We start from the raw sequence: 18,998 nt of genomic DNA on the forward strand, positions 1-18,998 counted from the left end.
GATGGAGTACGACTCGTTGGACAGATTAATTGATTATGAGATTTATATTAAGAACTTGTCTACTAATGATTTAGTTGAATTAATTAAAAGGCTGGAAAATTATGAGGAAGTTTCTAGTGCATTAACGGAATTATCTCAAAGGGATAAAACAATTTTAATTCCATTATGCCATAATATCTTGCGAGCTGACCTTGGAGATGAATATCTGCAAGCTATAGCTTTCAATTTGCTTTATACTAGTGACCGTGAAAAAGCAATGGAAGTAATAAAAGCTAAATTAGAGAGTGTATCCTCATCCGTACTAGGGGAAATATTTGACAATTTATCTGCTGACAGCCTACAACCATTCGGGATATCACTTTCATCGGAATTTTTGCAATCGCTAGCAGACAGGTACCTTGATTTTAGCGACGATGACAAGAAACGTATTCATGAAAACTATGAGTGGTTTAAGGAATCTTATAAAGATAAACTTTCGTAATAAAATTAGGATTCTTACTATGTTAATAAGTTTATTTAAAAGGAGATGCTTATTGAGTGCAAAGCCTCAATGAGGATGTGATCCCCAAGCAGTTTGAGCAGGATTGCCAGGAGATAGCCTGGAGATCTCACTCTTCAAGTATTCATGATGGAAGCTCTTTGGGATTGCATAACCAAAGCACTTTTATTCCGAGTTGTAGGTGAATAAAGGGAGGCTGCAATTGATGGAATTGAAACCTTTAACTTTATCGAAGGAAGTAAGAGAAGGTAAATTAAATGATCTTGAGATTATCAAGTGTTTAGATGTTCATCATAATCAGGTCCTAGTCAGCGCAATAAGCCAAATTGTCAGCAGGAAATTGTGTAATGAAGAAATACTTTCAAAATTAGCTGAGATCAGTAAGTTTAGGGATCCGAAAGTGAATAAACTTTTTGGAATTGATACATTGGGACATTACAGTATAGCCGCATTTAAGGTAATAAATACTCCTGATTCAAAAAAGAAATATGAAGAATTAATGAATGATCTAGACGGCTGGGACAAAGAAATTGTACAAAGAATTGCCGAAGGTATGGAGAATTGATGATAGTATTTAAAGGACGCTTACTTGTCCCTATCGGATCATTAAGCAACGTTGGTATTAAAAAATATTACGGAAGTTAAAGGAGTGACAACCTTTGACTGTTCTTTTAATCTTAGAAGATATAATTAATGTACCTAACAGAGGGGTAGTACTAATGGGAGCCGCCGATGATGAATTTCATCAAAAAGGTTCTTTGTATAAAAATCTGATAGGTTCAAAAATAAGTATTGAAAAAAAAGATGGAACTAATATGACTCTTGAAGTAAAAGACATTAGTATATCTTTTTCTATAGCTAACATTGCGCTTATAGGGATAAATGTAAAAGAAGATATACATGCAGAAGAAATCAAGAAGGGGTCAAAGGTGCTGCTTTTAGAATAAGGCGGCAAGCAAGTGCCAAGGACTTTTTTTGGCTAAAAATTGCTGCCTAACGCGTTAAAAAATTCGCGCAGCGAGACGCCATCCAGCTCCTCCAAAAGCTGGTCCAATTTGCTGCGTCGCCGCAAGGAACCGCCCAGGACGATTTGCAGGCGCTGGTCTTTATCCACCAGAATGGAATCTACAGTTAGTGCGTTGGAAAGTAATCCGGCGATGACTGCAATCTGCTGTGGGGATAGCTGGGACAAGAGGGAAGGGCTCTGGGGCAAAGGAGCCTTTTTTTTGGCTCTGCCTTTTTTTTGATTGGCCATCTCATTTCCCTCCTGCATGCATTCATTCCTTATTCCGGTATAATGGTTGCAGATGGACCCGGTGTAAGTTTTCCGAATCCGAAAATAAAAGCCATGGAGACGATAATAAATACAACAAGATTTATGCTTCGGTTACGATTGTTCATTTTCTTTTTCCTCCTTCAACCGGAGATCAAACAGCATACAAGGCTGATATTATCTGACAACCAAAGGGGTTTCAGGGACTGGTCGTACCAATATCTTTCTTGCGGCCCCGTCAGATGCTGACTGTGAAGGGAAGAAGTGAGACGGTGCGACAAAGAACAGAAAAAATAAGATTGCGGTGATGAGAATGATGGAAAAGTCCTTAAAGTTTTCCTGAGTTTCAAGGAATGCGTATGCGCCCATAATTCCCCCCCCCTCTATCCGGATCGATATGTTTCATTATAAGAAGGAGTTAAAAAAATGTTCATGGTAAGATAGCAAACGGGCTCAAAAAGGTTAACTATTTGCCTTCATGCGCATCTTCCTTCAGAAAATACAAAAACCATACGGCATGATTCTGTTCGTCCGCCGCTGCGCGGCTGAATTCGTGTTTAATGTGCGGATCGCGCGCGCGGTCAAAAATGTCGAGATATGCATCTACCGTTTCCTGCTCATCCTTGAAGGAAGACCTTACTCCCTCTAAATAGTTGCCGGGACAAGGCTCATTCAGCTTGGGCGTATGCTGTCTGCCGGTCATGGATGTGTAGAGCTTCGAGAACATCTGGTAATGGCGGATTTCATCATTACGGATTTCAAGAATCTGCTTTCTGGCTTCCTCACTGGGGGCCATTTTGGCCAACTGCTCATAACAAAGAACGGCGGTATATTCTCCGTCGATTGCTTTGACGATATCAGCCGTCAAACTCATATTTGGTGAAGCATGCATGTATGGGCCAAACATAATGAAGTCTCCCTTCCTAACTAAACACTTGCCTATTCAGCATATGTAATACGCAGACAGAGGTGAATGAAGGGAATAAACAACAGACCACTCTTGCCGGCAGAGTGGTCTGTTGGCTTGCGCTAAGATTATAGAATTTATAAGTTTTCAGCGGAGCTGAACAATTCTATAATCGCAAGAAAAACTTCCGCTAAACGCGGTCTGTCTTCTGTGAATTACGTCGATAGACGTTTTTCTTATAATAAATGCAGCTGATTGCGCAGCGAAAGGTGAAAAGAGATGCTGCTGATTAGTTCCATATCATTATTCCGCTTGGCCTCCTGGATTCGCTGTCTTTTTTCCTGGTCCGTGCCTCTTAAAAATTGGGTCATCCACATCGAAGTATATACTCTGTCCATCATCCTAAGCTCTCCCCCGGGAAATGATTGTTAATTTCATTATATATGTCCAACCTTAATGAAAAATGTCGCCAACCTTAAATTTCGCTTAAATTTGGGTAAATAGTAGTATTTAATAAGGAGGAAGGGGTTTAGACCCATGACCGATCCAGGCCATGGGAAGTACAGTGAACTCTGAGTGCCCATTGGGCATATAGTAACCTATAACCTACTTGGAGGGATCGCTATTGAGTTCAAAGGAGAAAAAGAAAACGCTGGCCTGGCATGAGACGATGGAAATTCACGAATTAACGGCATCTCAAGCCAATAGCCTAATAAGTTTCAAAATGATGCTGCCGGAGGTCGCCGACCCGGCTCTCAAGACACTGTACAGCCATACTATTTCCGCGCTTGAGCATAATCTGAAGGATTTATTAGGCTTCTATCCGCTTGCTCCTGCTTATACCCGTAAAGCGGGCCATGAGGATTTGACGGCATTTCAGGCAGGACATCTCCTGGGCTTTTGGAAAAATGCGGTGCGCAGCTATGCAAATAGCATTACAGAAGCAGCGACTCCGCAGGTGAGAGAGACCATGCGTAAGCATTTGAATGCAGCCATTGAGATGCATGCCAAGGTCTTTAATTTCATGCTGGAACGGGGCTTGTACCCTGCCTACGATCTTCCGAAGCTGCTTGAAAATGATGTGAAGACGGCGCAAAAGGCTATTGCTTTCAAATAAAGGAACAGTGAAGGGATGCCGTGAGGTAAAGCACGGCTGAGCAGAGAATGGGGGCTTTGTTATGGCAGGTCTGTCCGGAGGTCGGAAAACCACCGGCATGAAAGCGACGATATCTGTAGCCATGGCTAATTATATTGAGGCAGGCTCAATTGTGGCCGGGGCCGGAGGGCTCACCTTATGGGTCGAATATCTTCAGCTGAATGATGTGAAAGTAGGGCTGCTTGGCGCTGTGAGCGCGAATGCTTTCGGAGCGGCCATCGGGGCGCTCATTGGCGGATATTTATGTGACAGGCTGGGCCGCAAGTTTATTTATACGTACGATCTGCTGGTATATATGCTCGGTATGCTGCTGATCATCGCGTCCGTCAATTTTCCGATGCTACTTGCCGGTTATATTATTACTGGCTTGGCTGTAGGTGCGGGGGTTCCTGCTTCATGGACTTATATTGCCGAAGAAGCTCCGCACCGCAAGCGGGCAGCTCATGTCGGTACCGCCCAGCTCGCCTGGTCGTTCGGGCCGGTTATCGCGCTGCTGCTTTCGGTGCTGCTTGCGCCGCTCGGTTTGCTTGGCAGCCGTATTGTATTTGCGCATCTCTTCGTCGTTGCGTTTATTACTTGGTATCTCCGCCGGGGATTGGCTGAATCGAAAATCTGGGAAGAGGAGCAGGCCAGATCGGCGGACCCTTCCTTACGCAAGGCAGGCTCAAGCATGCAGTGGAAGGATCTGTTCAAGCTCAGGCTGAACCGCAGGGCAATGTATTTCCTGCTCGGGGTTTATTTGTTCTGGAACTTGACGGCCGGGGCAATGGGGTTCTTCATGCCCTATATCTATGAGACGGTGGGCGGTATTCCGGCGAACCAGGCCAATCTGCTGCAGGCTGTGCTGTGGATTTTCACCGTTTTGACCACCTATTTTGTTTTCATTCGACTTGGTGACAGGCTGAACCGCCGCATGCTGTATGCCGTATCCGCCTTGATGGGGATTGCCGCATGGGCTCTGCTTATATTTGCTCCGATGACGATCCCCGTGCTGCTGATGTTTGTTCTGCTGTGGGGCTGTGCGGCCGGATTCGGGGCACAGGCATTTTACGGGCTGTGGGCAAGCGAGCTGTTTGCCACAAAGTATCGTGCCGGAGCGCAGGGCTTCATGTTCTTTATTGCCCGGATCGCCGTCGGCGTCTGGTCGATGATCATGCCGGTCATGATCACGACAATGGGATTCAGCACAGCCGGCCTGCTGATGATTATTTTTCTGGCGATTGCCGCGCTGATTGGCACGGTATATGCACCGGATACGCAGGGAAAAACGCTGCAGGAGATCGAAAATGACCGCTATCAAAAGGCCTATTCGGGTGTTCTGCAAACAGGAAGAATTGAGAAAAGCGGCGATTCCCTTTCCGGAAGGGAATGATCAAAAAACGATTTTTGATTAACCGCTGGCCTGCACCTCAAGATTCCGTTATTATTGGGCAATATTATGTAAGAAATTGTATCCATCACCTGCTATACTCAAGCTCGATCATGTATACGCGGGAGGGGAAATAATGGGCAGCAAGTATCGAATCGCCGTTGCCGGGTGCGGAGGCATGGCTAATGTATGGATGGATTATGTCAGGCAGCGCCCGGATGCGGAGATCGCCGCGCTGGTGGATATCCGACTGGAAGCGGCTGAAGCCATGAGGGTAAAGCATGGTCTTCACTGTCCTGTATTTACGGGCTTACGTGAAGCGCTTGAACAGACAGAGGCGAATCTGGTTTTTGACATCACCATTCCGGCAAGCCATTTTGAAATCGCTGCGGTGGCGCTGCGTCATGGATGTCATGTTTTTGCCGAAAAGCCGCTTGCCGAAACGATGGCTCAGTGCGATGAACTGATCAGCCTCGCAGAACAGATGAACCGGTCCCACGCCGTCATGCAGAACCGGCGCTTCGATCCACGTCTTCGTGCGCTGAAAAAGATGATCACAGAGGGAACCATAGGCAGGCCTGGGCTTGTATGCGCAGACTTCTTCCTTGCTCCTCATTTCGGGGGCTTTCGGGAAGTGATGGACAGCCCGCTGCTGCTGGATATGGCGATCCATACCTTCGATCAGGCCAGATGCATTCTCGGGGCCGATCCCGTTACCGTCTACTGTGAGGAGTTTAACCCCCCAGGTTCCTGGTACAGAGGGAATGCAGCGGCGGTCTGCACGTTCACGATGTCGGATGGCTCCATCTTCAGCTATCGGGGGTCCTGGTGTGCGGAGGGAGCGCCAACATCCTGGCAGGCTTCATGGCGCATTACGGGAGAGAAGGGAACGGCCATCTGGGACGGGAACGATATGCCCTATGCGGAGGTAGTCAGCCCGGAAGAACAGGCTGGAGGCCAGTTCATGAACCATCATGTCCGCAAGGATGGGGACGTAGAAAACGGCTTTCAGCTGCCTGAAACATTTCATCACGGTTGTCTTGATGAAATGTTTCAGGCTCTGGAAGAGGGGCGGCCGGCGGAAACGGACAGCAGGGATAACCGTTTAAGTATGGCGATGGTTCTAGGCGCGCTAGAGAGCGCCAAAAGCGGGCGCAGAGTGGCGATTGAGGAACTGATCAGCTAAAAAAAGCCTGCCCGGCACAGTGTCGGGCAGGCTTTACTTTGCTTTACAATATCAGACTTCCATGCCGCTTTGCGGCACCACTGATGAATGAAAATTTTGCCGCTATGGCCCTTAAATTTTCAGGGCAGAAAGTATAAACTTCCTGGATAGGCCTACTGATATCGCCAAAAAACTTCCGCTAAATGCGGTCTGTCGTTTTTCTTACCAGCGGCTTCCGGCTGGGGAGGGGCAGGTGGAGGCCTGCAGCTTGGCTTTGACCTCCATCAGGCAGCCGCACCAGCGGCAGGTGGTGCCGAATTGAAAGGCCTCGCACGCCCGGCAGGCCTGCATCCGCCTTTCGAATTCCGCCTCTGTTGCCAGATTAACGGAACGGATGCGGGCAACGCTGCCAATCAGCTGCCGGATTTCCTCCTCCGAAATATGAACCGTTGCGGTGCAGCCTTTGCAGAAGCTGCCACTCTGCGATGTTGGGGACATGTTGGACATGCTTGCTGCCCCCTTTTATTTGATGCTAAGCACAACTACGGATGCGGCAGGCAGCTTGATCAGCCAGCTGCCATTCTCCTGGCGGAAGTCGTGGAACTCAGCAGGAGTGACCTGCTCAGGCTCATCAAATGTATTATGGGCGTCCAGACTGGAGGCCTGTAGTACGGTGCCCGAGATCACAGCAGCCTCTGTTCCGCGCAGTTCACAGCGCAGCTCAACGGAATCTGCATGGTGCAGATTGCAGAGCGAGATATGCATTGTACCCTCGGCATCGACCGATGCGGAGGCGCTGATCTGTTCGATCGACTCGCCGTTCATTTCGTAGCACGGCGATTCCAGAGCCAAATCCACCCGCTGAGCCCCTTGATGAACCTTGAACATTTCGAAAATATGATAGGTTGGGGTCAGGAGCATCCGGCTGCCTTCGGTCAAAATGACGGCCTGCAGCACATTGACCAGCTGCGCGATGTTCGCCATTTGCACTCTGTCGTTGTGCTTGTGGAAAATGTTCAGGTTCACCGCCGCCACCAGCGCATCGCGCAAGGTGTTCTGCTGGTACAGGAAGCCGGGATTGGTGCCTGGCTCAACGTCATACCAGGTTCCCCATTCATCCACAATTAGGGCGACTCTTTTCTCCGGATCGTATTTGGACATAATGGCGTCATGCCGTTCGATTAACTCGTCCATGTAGACGGTTTGCTTGAACGTCTGGAACCATGTCTGCTCATCAAAGCCGGTAGAAGGGCCTTTGTTATTCCATTCGCCCGTCTGGGTTGTGTAATAGTGCAGGCTGAGGCCGTCCATCAGACTGCCGGCTTCGCGCATGAGCACTTCGGTCCAGTTATAATCGGCCGTATTGGGGCCGCAGGCGATTTTGAAAATTTTATTATCTCCGTAATTTCGAACATAAGAAGAGTAGTGGCGGTACAGGTCGGCATAATACTCCGGCCGCATGTTGCCTCCACAGCCCCAGTTTTCGTTGCCGATCCCGAAATATTTCAGTGTCCAAGGCTGTTCGCGCCCGTTGTCCTTGCGCCATTCTGTCATGGGCGATTCGCCTTCAAACGTTATGTATTCCACCCATTCGGCCATTTCACGGACGGTTCCACTGCCGACATTGCCTGCAATGTAAGGCTCCGTGCCTATAAGCTCGCAAAAGCGGAGAAATTCGTGGGTGCCAAAATGGTTGTTTTCCACAACTCCGCCCCAATGGACATTCACGACTTTCTTGCGCTGTTCATCAGGTCCGACACCGTCCTTCCACAGATACGCATCGGCAAAGCAGCCCCCCGGCCAGCGCAGAACAGGGATTTGCAGGGCGCGCAGCGCTTCGATCACATCATTGCGCATGCCCTCCGTATGCGGAATGGGGGAGTCTTGACCCACCCAGATCCCTTCATAAATACAGCGTCCGAGATGCTCGGCAAAATGGCCGTACAGATTACGGTTGATCGTTCCTTTGTTAATGTCTGCATTAATAATAAGCTTGCTCAAATCATCCATCTCCTTTTCATGTGACCTAAAATGAATTAAGAAAACGATTGCAAAGTAATTCGCAGCAATAAATTTAACAAAAATATTTATGAATAATATATATACAAACCATATTCCTATCTTACCATTCCATAGCCGATATGCAATAAAAAAATAGCAGAAAACCAACAAAAATCAGACTTTTGTAAGCGGAACCAACAATAAATGCATTTTTGGCGTTAAACTTAGGTTAGTTGAAGAAGTTGTAAAATTCCTAAAAGGAGATGAAGAGCATGTCTGTTGGTGTACTGGCTCATTTATTCGGCAGCCTGCCTTACCGGGAACTGGCCGCCAAAATCGGAAATGCGGGCTTTAGCCATATTCAGCTGGCCTTGTGGAAGGCGGTGAGTGATACGGATTTTACGAAGCCCGGCCGGCTTAGCCCAGGCTTGGTAATGGCTATGGCTGAGGAGTTCCGCAAGCATGGTGTGACGGTATCCGTACTGGGCTGTTATTTGCATTTCTTTCATCGCGATCCGGCGGTGCTGCGGGAGAACAAGGAGCGGTTTAAAGAACTGATTCGGTATGCGCGGCTGTTTGGAGCGCCGATGGTGGCAGCGGAGACGGGAACTCACCCGGACGGAAAATATAACGAGCTGGACCGGATTATTTTGCGCGAGACCATCAAGGAACTGGCGGAGGAGGCGGAGAAGTGGGGCGTGTTTATCGGTCTGGAGGCGGCCAACGGGCATCTTGTCGGCACGGCTCAGGAACTGAATGAGCTTCTTATGCAGGTGCCTTCCTCCCATATCGGGGTGGTGCTGGATCCCGGCAACCTGCTGCATGAGGGGAACATAGACAGACAGGATGAAGTCATCCGGGAAGCGTTCGACCTGCTGGGCACGCGTATTATCGCCTGCCATGCCAAGGACCGCAAGCTTACGGAGGAAGGACGGGTTATCACGGTGTCGCCGGGTCTGGGAGATATGAATTACCCATTGTACATGAGCCTTCTGCAGCAGTATAAACCGGAGGTTCACATTATTATGGAACATGCGGGAGAGCAGGAAATGGCTGCCTGCAAGACATTTATTGAGGATACACGAGCCGAGGTCGTGAAGGTGGAAGCATAACCAAAACGTCCATCGACGTACCTTCAAGGAAGTCAGACTGCGTTTAGCGGAAGTTTTAATTTCGATAGCAGAATTGCTCTGCTTTGCTGAGAACTTTTAATCTGAATAAATCAGCCCTCTCCGGAGACGGGAGGGCTGATTGTCTTTTTGGGGCCATTTAGGAAGGAGAAAAGCCTTCCTCCCGCAAGTATTCTTCAGCCTCGTCAAGTGCTTCGAACACCATTTCGATGCTTTCGCCCGCGTAAATGTACCACATATCTTCTTCCGGCAGCATCTTCAACGTATGCCCGTCCGAATCTGTCCACACAGAAGCTTGTTCGGTTGCACTTGGGGTGACAGCAGATACATGTTCATCGGCTTCCGCTTGCGGGCGATTCTGTCCGGAGAGGGAACGAATCGATGCCTGCACGATTTCTTTAAGCTCTGCGGCGGAAAAGTCGCGGACATTGACGAACCCCTTGGCATCTGTCTCATATTCCGTCAGCAGTCCTGCATATACATAACCATTTCCGTTGGGATGCAGATGGTAGACAACCGTTTTTTTATCATGAACGCTGTCCTCGTAGTGGAAGTTGACCCGACCGAGAGAGACGTTCCTCCGTTCCAGTTCGGGGAAGGATTCAAGAATGCTTATTTTTTGCTCAAACGTTAGCATAAGGCCTCCGGCATATTTTTTTCTTGTAATGAACCGGATTATATCACAATGCTGCCGGCTGCACCAATGATAGATAGCGCTCTCTTCAACAAGCTGCCTGACCACAGATGGATTTACAGCAGCCTGTAATGCCACCCTATTCCTTCAGCGAGCCGATGAGCAGGCCCTTGATGAAATACCGCTGCAGGAACGGATAGAACAGCACCACCGGACCGATGGTCAGAATGGCCGTGGCCATCTTGACCGACTCCTGCGGCAGCGTCTGGCTGCCGGAAATGGCGCCGCTGCTTTGCATTTGCTGGATCATGCTGATCTCGGAGTTGAGCTTAAAGAGCAGGTACTGAAGCGGATACAGCTTCTCATTGTCCACCAGCATGATGGCGTTAAACCAGTTGTTCCAGTAGGCAATGCCATAGAACAATGTGATCGTGGCAAGGACGGGCATGCTTAGCGGCAAGAAGATCCGGAACGCGATATAGAAATCGCTTGCGCCGTCGATCTTCGCTGCTTCCGTGAGTGACGCAGGAATTTGGGACATGTAGTTGCGAACGAGAAACAGGTTGAACGGGTTGAACATCAGCGATGGAATGATCAAGGCCCAGATCGTGTTGTTTAATCCGAGATTGAGGTTGATCAGGTACCAGGGCACGAGGCCCGTATTGAACACCATGGTGATGAAAAAGAACAGTCCGAGCCCATGCCGGTAACGGATATGCTTGGCTGCCAGCGTGTAGCCGGCCATGGACGTAATGGTAACGGCCAGGATCGTGCCGACCACGGTTACGAAGATCGAGATCATGTAGCTCTGGTACAGCGGTGTGCTGCCAAACAGAAGCAGCTTGTAGGCATCGAGCGACAGCTCGGTCGGAAACAGTTGGTAGCCGTGCTGTTTGATGCTGGCTTCATCGGTAAAGGACACCATGAGCACCAGCAGCATCGGCAGAATGCACAAGAGGGAGATGATGCCGATCAGGACGGCGTTTACGGTGTCGAACAATTTGGGTCTTGAGGTCATCGGTTTCGCTCCTTTCAGGACGGTTCCGGCTCATGTCAGAACAACGCATGATCCGGGTTCACCTTCTTCACGATTTTGTTGCTGCCCCATACGAGAATAAAGCCGACCACAGACTGGTACAGCCCGACAGCCATCGCCTGTGCAGGGTTGCCGATCGTACGGAGGGAACGGAACACATAGGTGTCAATGACGTCAACGGTCGGGTAAAGGAGGCCGTTGTCCTTCACAATGGCATAGATCATGTCGAAGCTTCCGTACATGATTTTGCCAAGCGCAAGCAGGGTCAGAATGGATATGGTTGGCAGCATGAGCGGAATCGTGATGTGGCGGATAAGCTGCCAGCGGGTGGCGCCGTCGATCCGTCCTGCTTCGTAATAGCTTTCATCGATGCCCGTAATGGCGGCCAGATAAATGACGAGGTTCATCCCAAGGTCCTTCCAGACCGCCGCAATCGTAAGAATCCAGGTCCAATATTGCGGTGAGGCATACCAGTTGACGGGATCAATATGGAAGAACGCCAGAATCCGGTTCAGGATACCGTAGTCGGTCGACAGCAGGCTGTAAATGATGTAGCTGACGATGACCCAGGACAAGAAATGCGGGAACAAAATCGTGGATTGGGTGATTCGCGAAAACCAGCGGCTGCGCAGTTCGTTGAAAAGAATGGCCAGCGCCATGGCTCCCAGTGTGCCGACGATAATGAACAAGAAGTTGAGCTTCAGCGTATTGAAGGTGACTTCCCACGCCCGGGGAGACGAGAAGAAGAACTTGAAATTGTCAAATCCTACCCACTCCGAGTTGAAGAGCCCGGTCCTGAAGTTGAATTTCTGAAACGCAATGAGCATGTACGGGAGCGTGAAATAGCCGAAGATCAGCGTATAGATGGCGGCCGGCAAGACAAGCAGGTACGCGGAACCGTTCGTGCGGATTTCGCGCAGAAAGCCGGAGCGGCTTTTTTTCATAGACAGGCACGTCCTTTCGTTTAAGCTGGGGGCTGCAAGCGTGAGCAGTTTTGTTTTGAGTGTAAAGAGAGTTGCCGCGGCCCGTAAACTATGAAAATGGAGTTTGTGCGGATTGGAAGGCGGGGAGGGGATTTTAAAAAAGGGGAAAAACTTCAAATTTTCGCACTCAAAATGGCGGTTTCTGAACCAAGAACGGCGGGGAATGCTTGATTTTATAAGGTTTTTCGCTGATGATGCTAATGGCTGGAGGAAAAGGGACGGAAAATAAGAATGCGTTTTCATGTTGATGAATGCCTGCTGCAAATATAAAATGAAGTAACATCCGGATTCAGGCCCAGCGATTTCGATAGCGAGATAAACATCATTAAAGTAACATATATATTACATATACACGACATCTAAAAAACAATAACTTTGTTTACATGTGGATCAAAACCGATGCTTCATGATGATCACCAAATGGCAGGGAGGGAGAATATGATCCGGCAGCGTTTGTTCCGTTATGCGGTGTACCGCAACATGTTTCTCAGTTTTGTTTTGCTTACGGCAGCCATGATTGCCCTCGTAACCGTCGTTCTGTTCATGATGTTCTCCTGGAGCACCGCGAAAGAGGTAGGGAAAATTTCCGAGTCGATACTGAAACAAAACAGCGCTGTGTCCAGCGTGATCCGTGACCAGGTCTATAATGTGGGCAACCTTCTGCTCAGCGATAAAGAAATCGTGGGCGCTCTGCTGGACAAAGGAAACGATCCCGTCAAGAAGTACGGGGTGTTCGGCACCCTCAGACGAATTCAGTCGACCTATCCGTTCATCCATTCGATCGGGATCTATAACGGCTCGAATAACACGTATCTCAATACGAAAGGCATTACCAAAGAGCAGGAGAAGGAGCTGCTGGAGGAGATCAACAGCAAGAACACCTCCTACTTCCACCTGTTTCCGCGCCGAATCTCGGCCGCCAATTCCTCTAACCAGAACGAGGACGTCATTACCTTCGTTCTCCTTCCAAGCTATTATTCGCCCGTGAACTCCAAAGGCGCCATCGTAATCAACATGAGCACCTCCGCCATCCAGAAGCTTATTGGCGGGTACCGGAACGAAGCGGCGGATTCCCTGTACGTCATTGACGACAGCGGGACGATCATTACCCATTCGGACCATGCCCGCTTTATGGAGGATGTCTCTCAGGAGTCCTATGCGCAGTCCATTCTTTCATCCGCAGCGGAGAGCGGCTATTTCACCCGCTCTATTGACGGCCGCAAGAGCGTTGTCACGTACGTCAAATCCAAGGAAATGAACTGGACGTTTATCAGCGTAAGCCAATATCAAAATCTGCTGTTCAACATGCAGGCTTTACGTACAGCCGCGCTGATTCTTGCTCTGGCCTGCTTCGCCGTCAGCATCTTCCTGTCGATCTGGCTGACGCACCATGCGTATAATCCGATCCGCCACCTGCTGGATAAAATGAGCGCTATTCCGAAGATGAAGGGAAATCGGCGGCAAATCAACGAATTCGCCATACTGGATACGACCTACGCGGAAATGACGGAAAGGATGCGTTCGATGGAATCCGAGGCTTTCGCCGCTCGTCAGGCCCATGTGCTGCAGCTGTTGAACGGCGGCGATGAGACGGCATTCTGTCGTTTGGCCGGGGATGGCAGGGAGCCGTATTTCCTGGCGGCGGCCTTGCTCCTTGATAGCCAAGACGGCTCGCCCGGAGGAGAGGAGGAGCTGCAGTCGTATTCCTGCGCCACCGTCGCCCGGGCGGCCCAGCAGATGCTGGAGCCGGAGGGAGCGAGCGTGGCCGTGGTCGGCGAAGGAATCGTGGCGATCATCCTGCCTATCAAGCAGAACCGGCCTCCAATCGGTGCAGTCGGCATGCTGGAGGAGCTGCAGAGTGAGATTTTCCGCACGCTCCGCGTATCCGTCACCGTCGGCATCGGGACGGCCGCGCAGACATACGACGGGCTGCGCGAATCGTTCGATTATGCGCAATCCTGCTTCCGCCAGCGGTTCTTCGAAGGCAAGGGCAGGCTGTTCCACTGCGACCCGGTTATCGCGACGGAGAAGAAGCGGTCTGACGCGCAGTATCCGGACAAGCGGGAGAAACGCATCATCGAGGCGATCAAGCTGCAGCAGCGGGATAAGCTGGAGAAAGAAATCGATCTGTGGATCAAGGAAATCCGGGATTGCACGTACCATGAAGCGATGTTCTTCATCAATCAGTTTATCGGCGGGTTATACAAGCAGCTTAATGTCCATACGGTGAAAAACCGGGAGAGCGCGGAGCTATTCCTCCGCTTCACGCGAAGGATTACCCGCTTTCAGACCCTCACGGAAACGGCGGATGCCTTGAAGGTGCTCGCCTTGCGGCTGTGCAGCCTGTCCGAGGAATCGGGCGCGGTGCGGCATGCGGAGGTCGTAGATTTCATTCAGATGTATGTGCGCAAGCATTACGCGAGGCCGGACATGTCGCTTGAGCAAGTAGCGGGTGAGGTCAAGCTGTCCCGCAGTTATGTCGGCAAACTGTTCAAGGCGCATTGCGAGCTGTCGTTCAATGATTATCTGAATGCCGTGCGCCTGGAAAAAGCGAGAGAGCTTCTCGCGAGCACCGAGGATTCGGTGCAATCGATCAGCGAGCAAGTGGGCATTTTGAATACGACCTATTTCTATACGCTGTTCAAAAAGCATTATCAGATGTCGCCGGCACAGTTCCGCAGCCAGCATGCAATGGAGAAGAAAATGGCGCAGTGACAGGTAACCTGACTTTTTGAACACGCACTTCAAGCGTTTTAAAATGGCGGAATTCATCATTTTAAAGTATACCTCATCCCCAACGTCTCCTTAAGATAGACATCGTACCGATAGCGGCAGGACAATACCACTTGAAGTCAGGGGGAAAGGCATGAAAAAAAGGAAAGCGCTAGTGCGATGGTTAGCCGCGCTCTTCATCGTTTCCGTGATCGCGGGCTGCTCTGGTGGAGGTAATGCCGGCGGAAAGAACGGCTCGGCAAGCGGGGAGAACGGCGGCGGAGACAAGCTGCCGGTCCGGTACCTGCTTCCAGGCAACGCGCCGCAGGATTTGGACACGGTGGTCAAGGCGATTAACGACAAGCTTGAGGCGGACGGTCTAAACCTTACGTACGAGCCGACATACATACCCTGGGACGCATGGGACCAGAAGACGAACCTCATGATGTCGACGGGGGAAGAATTCGAGCTGATCGCCATCATGCACGATGTGAAAGGACCGACGGTACTTGCCGGCAGCGGCGGGATCATTCCGATCGACGATTTGCTGAATCAGTATGGCGGCGAGTTGAGAAAATCTATGCCGGACTGGATCTGGGAATCTGCGAAAATCAACGGCAAGATCAGCTACGTGCCTAACTTTTGGGCGGATACCGCTTTTAACGACGGCATGTTCACGATCCGGACCGATCTGCTCGAAGCGAGCGGCCTCAAACCTCCGGCATCACCGGAGGAGCTGCTGGATGTGGCGGAGACGCTGCAGAAGAACTGGCCGCAGGAGAACAAGAACGTATATATCAAAATGCTGGAGGAGCCTGCCTACTTCCTGCATACGACGTATGACACCTATCCGTTTACCGTTGCCGACAATATGATTTACATCGATCAGCAGGGGAACGTGAAGTCCTGGATTGAAACCGAGGAGTTCAAAAAAGATGTGCAGTACATGAACGAGGCGTACCAGCGCGGCCTGATTATGAGCGATCTGCTGACGACGCCGACGGAAGTCATCAACCAGGAGGAACTGGCCGGACGTTATCTGTACCGCCCGGGAGACGTTGGCACAAGCGATGCCATTTTGCAGACATTCCCGGATGCCAAGCTGGACATTTACTATTTGGCTGACCAGCCGAAGTTCAGAGCCTATGCGATCCGGAATTCCAACGGGGTATCGGCCACTTCTCCGCATCCGGAAGCCGCCATTCAATTTTTGAATTGGGTGTACAGCAGCCAGGAGAACATGGATCTCGTGCAGAACGGTGTGAAGGACGTGCATTGGAAGGATACCGGCAAGAACACCAAAGACTATCTCGCCAAGAACGAGAATGGTTCCCCGGCTTATGAGCTGCCGTATTGGCTGCTCGGCCACGTTGAAATGAACCGGTATCCGACAAACATCGACCCGGCACGGCTGGAGCGCCGCACGACGGTTGCCAACGATGCCGTGAACAGCATTGCGATCGGCTTCACCTTTGACCCGACAAACGTCGCATCCCAATACGCCAATTGCATCGCCGAGTTGAAGACGAGTGTCTATCCGGTCATGCAAGGAGTCGTGAAATACGAGGACGGCTACGACAATATGCTTGCAGCCATGAAGGCTGCCGGCCTCGATGAGGTCGTGGCGGAATATAAACGGCAATTCAATGAGTGGAGAGCCGGTCAATCGTAATTGCCGCATGTCAGCGGGCAAAGAAACATCAAGGAACAGGGCAATCCCTTGCCCGGCTGCAGAGCCGGGGAGGGATTGTGCATCTTAAGGAGGACGTTGAAAATGACCATTCAGGCGCCAGCCATCCGGGAAGGCTGGAAATGGTTTACGGAAAGCCGATACGGCATGTTCATTCATTTCGGGCCATATGCCCAATACGGGCGAGGCGAACAGGTGTTGTTCCGGGAGCATCTGGACCAGTCCGAATATGCCCGGATGGCCTGTGAGTGGAATCCGGTGTTTTTTGACGCCGAGCTGTGGGCTTACACGGCCCGCAAGGCGGGAATGAAATACGCTTGCTTAACGACTCGGCATCATGATGGATATTGCTTATGGGATACGGCCACGACGGATTACTCAAGCGCGAAGCAGGCGCCAGGCAGGGATCTGGTCCGGGAGTTCACCGACGCGTTCCGGGCCGAGGGGCTTCGGGTTGGCTTATATTATTCCTGGATCGATTGGCGGATTCCGGCTTACTTTGACGGACCGGAAAAGGATCCGCAAGGCTGGAAGGACATGAAGCGGTACTTGCACGCCCAGGTGGAGGAATTGGTCACGAAATACGGACGTATCGATCATTTCTTTTTCGATGGTGTGTGGCCCAGAACTGCCGAAGACCTGGACAGCATCAAGCTGGTAGAGCGGATGAAGTCGATTCAACCGGATATTCTGGTTAACAATCGTCTCGGGCTATCCGAGGAGGAGAAGCTGCATGCGGACGGAGGCGGCGGGTCGGGAGATTCCGAGGTGCTCGGCGATTTCGGCTCACCGGAGCATGTCATCGCCCCGGACCGGAAGAGGCTCTGGGAATCCAGCCAGGTGACGACATGGCGGCTGTGGGGTTATACGAACGGCGAACGATGGCGTCCGGCCGACGTCTTGCTCGACATGCTGTGCGAGTGCGCTGAGAAAGGCGGTACATACGGCGGGAATTTGCTGCTGAACGTCGGGCCACAGCCGGACGGACAGCTGCCGCCGGCATTCGTGGAACGGGCGCTCAAGATCGGACAATGGCTGGAGGTTCACGGCGAGGCGATCTACGGCTCGGACGGCGGCAATCTGACCGAGTTCATCACATATGGACGGCAGACGATGAAAGGCAATCATCTGTATCTCATTATCCGGTTTTGGGATGGAAAGCCTGTACTGCGGTTGGCGGATCTCATCACGCCCGTTACCCGCGTGACGCTGCTGACGACGGGACAGGAGCTTACGTTTCGGCAGGACGGCGATGTGCTCTGGATCGAGGGCCTTCCGCGGGAACGTCCGACCGAGCTGTTCCCGGTTATCCGGATCGAATGCGAGAGCCGTCCGGAGACGAACCAATGGGGGCATGAGCGTCTCTGGACGGGCGATCCTTCCCGGATTGCCGATTGGGCCAGAATGCGCGGGACATCCGTCTATGTCGACGGTCAGCCGAGACCTGGAAAGGAATAACCGATGACAGCCATAGTCAGGATTGATTATATTAACTCAACTTTCGGTGCGACCAAGCTTAGGCTGGGGTTGACGCTGAATCAAAGCAGACCGCTTTTTGCTAGCTTTCTTGCAAAAAGGGGATTCGACCCCTTCAGAGTCTAGTAGCCAGAGTGAGATGGGTGTCTATAGGGTGTGGTGTCTGGTGTCCGTTGCCTGGTGCTTCTCCACACAGCTTTGCACGATTATCCCTTTTGATCAGAATGCGGGGGTTGAGTGTTGGGGGGGGCCAGGGGAAGGAATAATGAGAAACGAGAAAACAGATAAGAAAAAAAGAGGCAGCTCATGTGGGATGTTCGGCTTGAAACGGGAACATATGTTTGATATAATAAAAAAGAACTTATGTTCGTATGTTATTGATTCGGGGGCGAGTAGACATGGAAGTCCAAGCGGAAACGGAACTTCAATCCTTTAGCAGTCCTTATCACAACGAGCAGGCCTGCATGGAGGCATTGATCGCGATGAAGTGGCCGAACGGCTTCGTCTGCCCGCGTTGCGCTCACACCCGCTGCAGTCGTCTGACTTCCCGGCGCATCCCCATGTTCGAATGCGCCAGGTGTGCGCATCAAACGTCGGCTTTGGTCGGCACGATTTTTGAACGAACCCATCTCCCCCTAACCAAGTGGTTCCAGGCGCTGGAGTTGTTCCTGCTCCCCGATGGCATCTCGGCGATGCGGCTGAGCCAGGTGATCCAGGTCACCTACAAAACCGCCTGGGTCATGCTCCAAAAAATCCGCCATGCCATCGGGGAGTTCGATGCCCGGGAACTGCTCTGCGGAGACGTGAAGGTGAACAGCGACCTGTATGGGTGTAATCCGGCCCGGCCTCAGTTTCCTCATCCGCATGCTTCGGCAGTCGTAGCTGGGTGTACGGTCACGGAGTCGGGCGAGCCGGAGCAGGTCAAAATCCACCTGGTGCCGCAGATGAGGGGAGATGGGAACGGAGC

The 18,998-nt window shown here is 51.0% G+C and carries 20 protein-coding genes; 11 read left to right on the plus strand and 9 right to left on the minus strand.

Translation table 11 applies throughout. The features are described from left to right. The first annotated feature begins 1 nt into the window (after position 1). The 3 genes from ACI1P2_RS23815 (at position 2) to ACI1P2_RS23825 (ending at position 1,446) form a co-directional block, all read left to right on the plus strand. Entirely contained in the window at positions 2–481 is a 480-nt protein-coding gene (locus tag ACI1P2_RS23815; RefSeq protein ID WP_355323471.1) for a hypothetical protein, read from the plus strand. A gap of 223 nt (positions 482–704) precedes the next feature. Continuing rightward, a complete protein-coding gene (locus ACI1P2_RS23820; RefSeq protein WP_355323474.1) occupies positions 705–1,064 on the plus strand; it encodes a hypothetical protein in 360 nt (119 codons plus the stop codon). A 94-nt stretch (positions 1,065–1,158) separates the two neighbouring features. Further along, a complete protein-coding gene (locus ACI1P2_RS23825; protein ID WP_355323477.1) occupies positions 1,159–1,446 on the plus strand; it encodes a hypothetical protein in 288 nt (95 codons plus the stop codon). Positions 1,447–1,478: 32 nt separating this feature from the next. Here the strand turns inward: ACI1P2_RS23825 and ACI1P2_RS23830 are convergent, their stop codons facing one another. From ACI1P2_RS23830 to ACI1P2_RS23845, 4 genes are all read right to left on the minus strand, one after another. Beyond that, entirely contained in the window at positions 1,479–1,754 is a 276-nt protein-coding gene (locus ACI1P2_RS23830; protein WP_355323480.1) for a hypothetical protein, read from the minus strand. A gap of 195 nt (positions 1,755–1,949) precedes the next feature. Continuing rightward, complete coding sequence (locus ACI1P2_RS23835; RefSeq protein ID WP_355323483.1) at positions 1,950–2,141, minus strand: hypothetical protein; 192 nt, start codon at positions 2,139–2,141, stop codon at positions 1,950–1,952. Between the two features lie 97 nt (positions 2,142–2,238). Then, positions 2,239–2,664 (minus strand): ferritin-like domain-containing protein, encoded by a 426-nt coding sequence (locus ACI1P2_RS23840; RefSeq protein WP_408976327.1) that lies wholly within the window; start codon positions 2,662–2,664, stop codon positions 2,239–2,241. 251 nt (positions 2,665–2,915) lie between these two features. Beyond that, positions 2,916–3,080 (minus strand): hypothetical protein, encoded by a 165-nt coding sequence (locus ACI1P2_RS23845; RefSeq protein ID WP_355323488.1) that lies wholly within the window; start codon positions 3,078–3,080, stop codon positions 2,916–2,918. A 269-nt stretch (positions 3,081–3,349) separates the two neighbouring features. On the opposite strand from ACI1P2_RS23845, the gene ACI1P2_RS23850 reads away from it, so the two are divergent. From ACI1P2_RS23850 to ACI1P2_RS23860, 3 genes are all read left to right on the plus strand, one after another. Then, positions 3,350–3,796, plus strand: a complete 447-nt coding sequence (locus tag ACI1P2_RS23850; RefSeq protein WP_355323534.1) for a spore coat protein — start codon at positions 3,350–3,352, stop codon at positions 3,794–3,796. 61 nt (positions 3,797–3,857) lie between these two features. Continuing rightward, positions 3,858–5,207, plus strand: coding sequence for an MFS transporter (locus ACI1P2_RS23855; RefSeq protein ID WP_355323491.1), 1,350 nt, complete (start codon positions 3,858–3,860; stop codon positions 5,205–5,207). 133 nt (positions 5,208–5,340) lie between these two features. Beyond that, positions 5,341–6,390, plus strand: a complete 1,050-nt coding sequence (locus ACI1P2_RS23860) for a Gfo/Idh/MocA family protein (protein WP_355323494.1) — start codon at positions 5,341–5,343, stop codon at positions 6,388–6,390. 201 nt (positions 6,391–6,591) lie between these two features. On the opposite strand, the gene ACI1P2_RS23865 is transcribed toward ACI1P2_RS23860, so the two are convergent. Continuing rightward, positions 6,592–6,876 carry a DUF6171 family protein gene (locus ACI1P2_RS23865; RefSeq protein ID WP_355323497.1) on the minus strand — a complete coding sequence of 95 codons (285 nt, stop codon included), beginning with the start codon at positions 6,874–6,876 and terminating at the stop codon, positions 6,592–6,594. 15 nt (positions 6,877–6,891) lie between these two features. Next, positions 6,892–8,379: an alpha-N-arabinofuranosidase gene (locus ACI1P2_RS23870; protein WP_355323500.1), complete on the minus strand. Its 1,488-nt coding sequence runs from the start codon at positions 8,377–8,379 to the stop codon at positions 6,892–6,894. A 263-nt stretch (positions 8,380–8,642) separates the two neighbouring features. Here ACI1P2_RS23870 and ACI1P2_RS23875 point away from each other — a divergent pair, with 263 nt between their 5' ends. After that, positions 8,643–9,482 (plus strand): sugar phosphate isomerase/epimerase family protein, encoded by an 840-nt coding sequence (locus ACI1P2_RS23875; RefSeq protein WP_355323503.1) that lies wholly within the window; start codon positions 8,643–8,645, stop codon positions 9,480–9,482. Positions 9,483–9,639: 157 nt separating this feature from the next. Here the strand turns inward: ACI1P2_RS23875 and ACI1P2_RS23880 are convergent, their stop codons facing one another. From ACI1P2_RS23880 to ACI1P2_RS23890, 3 genes are all read right to left on the minus strand, one after another. Next, on the minus strand, positions 9,640–10,137 hold the full coding sequence (locus ACI1P2_RS23880; RefSeq protein WP_408976329.1) for a hypothetical protein: 498 nt from the start codon (positions 10,135–10,137) through the stop codon (positions 9,640–9,642). 136 nt (positions 10,138–10,273) lie between these two features. Beyond that, a complete protein-coding gene (locus tag ACI1P2_RS23885; protein ID WP_355323508.1) occupies positions 10,274–11,152 on the minus strand; it encodes a carbohydrate ABC transporter permease in 879 nt (292 codons plus the stop codon). A gap of 35 nt (positions 11,153–11,187) precedes the next feature. Then, on the minus strand, positions 11,188–12,114 hold the full coding sequence (locus ACI1P2_RS23890; protein WP_355323511.1) for an ABC transporter permease: 927 nt from the start codon (positions 12,112–12,114) through the stop codon (positions 11,188–11,190). A gap of 477 nt (positions 12,115–12,591) precedes the next feature. On the opposite strand from ACI1P2_RS23890, the gene ACI1P2_RS23895 reads away from it, so the two are divergent. From ACI1P2_RS23895 to ACI1P2_RS23910, 4 genes are all read left to right on the plus strand, one after another. Next, positions 12,592–14,868 (plus strand): helix-turn-helix domain-containing protein, encoded by a 2,277-nt coding sequence (locus ACI1P2_RS23895; RefSeq protein ID WP_355323514.1) that lies wholly within the window; start codon positions 12,592–12,594, stop codon positions 14,866–14,868. 151 nt (positions 14,869–15,019) lie between these two features. Continuing rightward, positions 15,020–16,537 (plus strand): extracellular solute-binding protein, encoded by a 1,518-nt coding sequence (locus ACI1P2_RS23900; protein WP_355323517.1) that lies wholly within the window; start codon positions 15,020–15,022, stop codon positions 16,535–16,537. Positions 16,538–16,639: 102 nt separating this feature from the next. After that, entirely contained in the window at positions 16,640–18,013 is a 1,374-nt protein-coding gene (locus ACI1P2_RS23905; RefSeq protein ID WP_355323520.1) for an alpha-L-fucosidase, read from the plus strand. Positions 18,014–18,429: 416 nt separating this feature from the next. Further along, a partial coding sequence (locus ACI1P2_RS23910) for a transposase (RefSeq protein ID WP_408976328.1) occupies positions 18,430–18,998 on the plus strand: 569 nt, incomplete at its 3' end.

The sequence above is a fragment of the Paenibacillus jiangxiensis genome, assembly GCF_046098255.1.
GTDB classification, from domain to species: domain Bacteria; phylum Bacillota; class Bacilli; order Paenibacillales; family Paenibacillaceae; genus Paenibacillus; species Paenibacillus jiagnxiensis.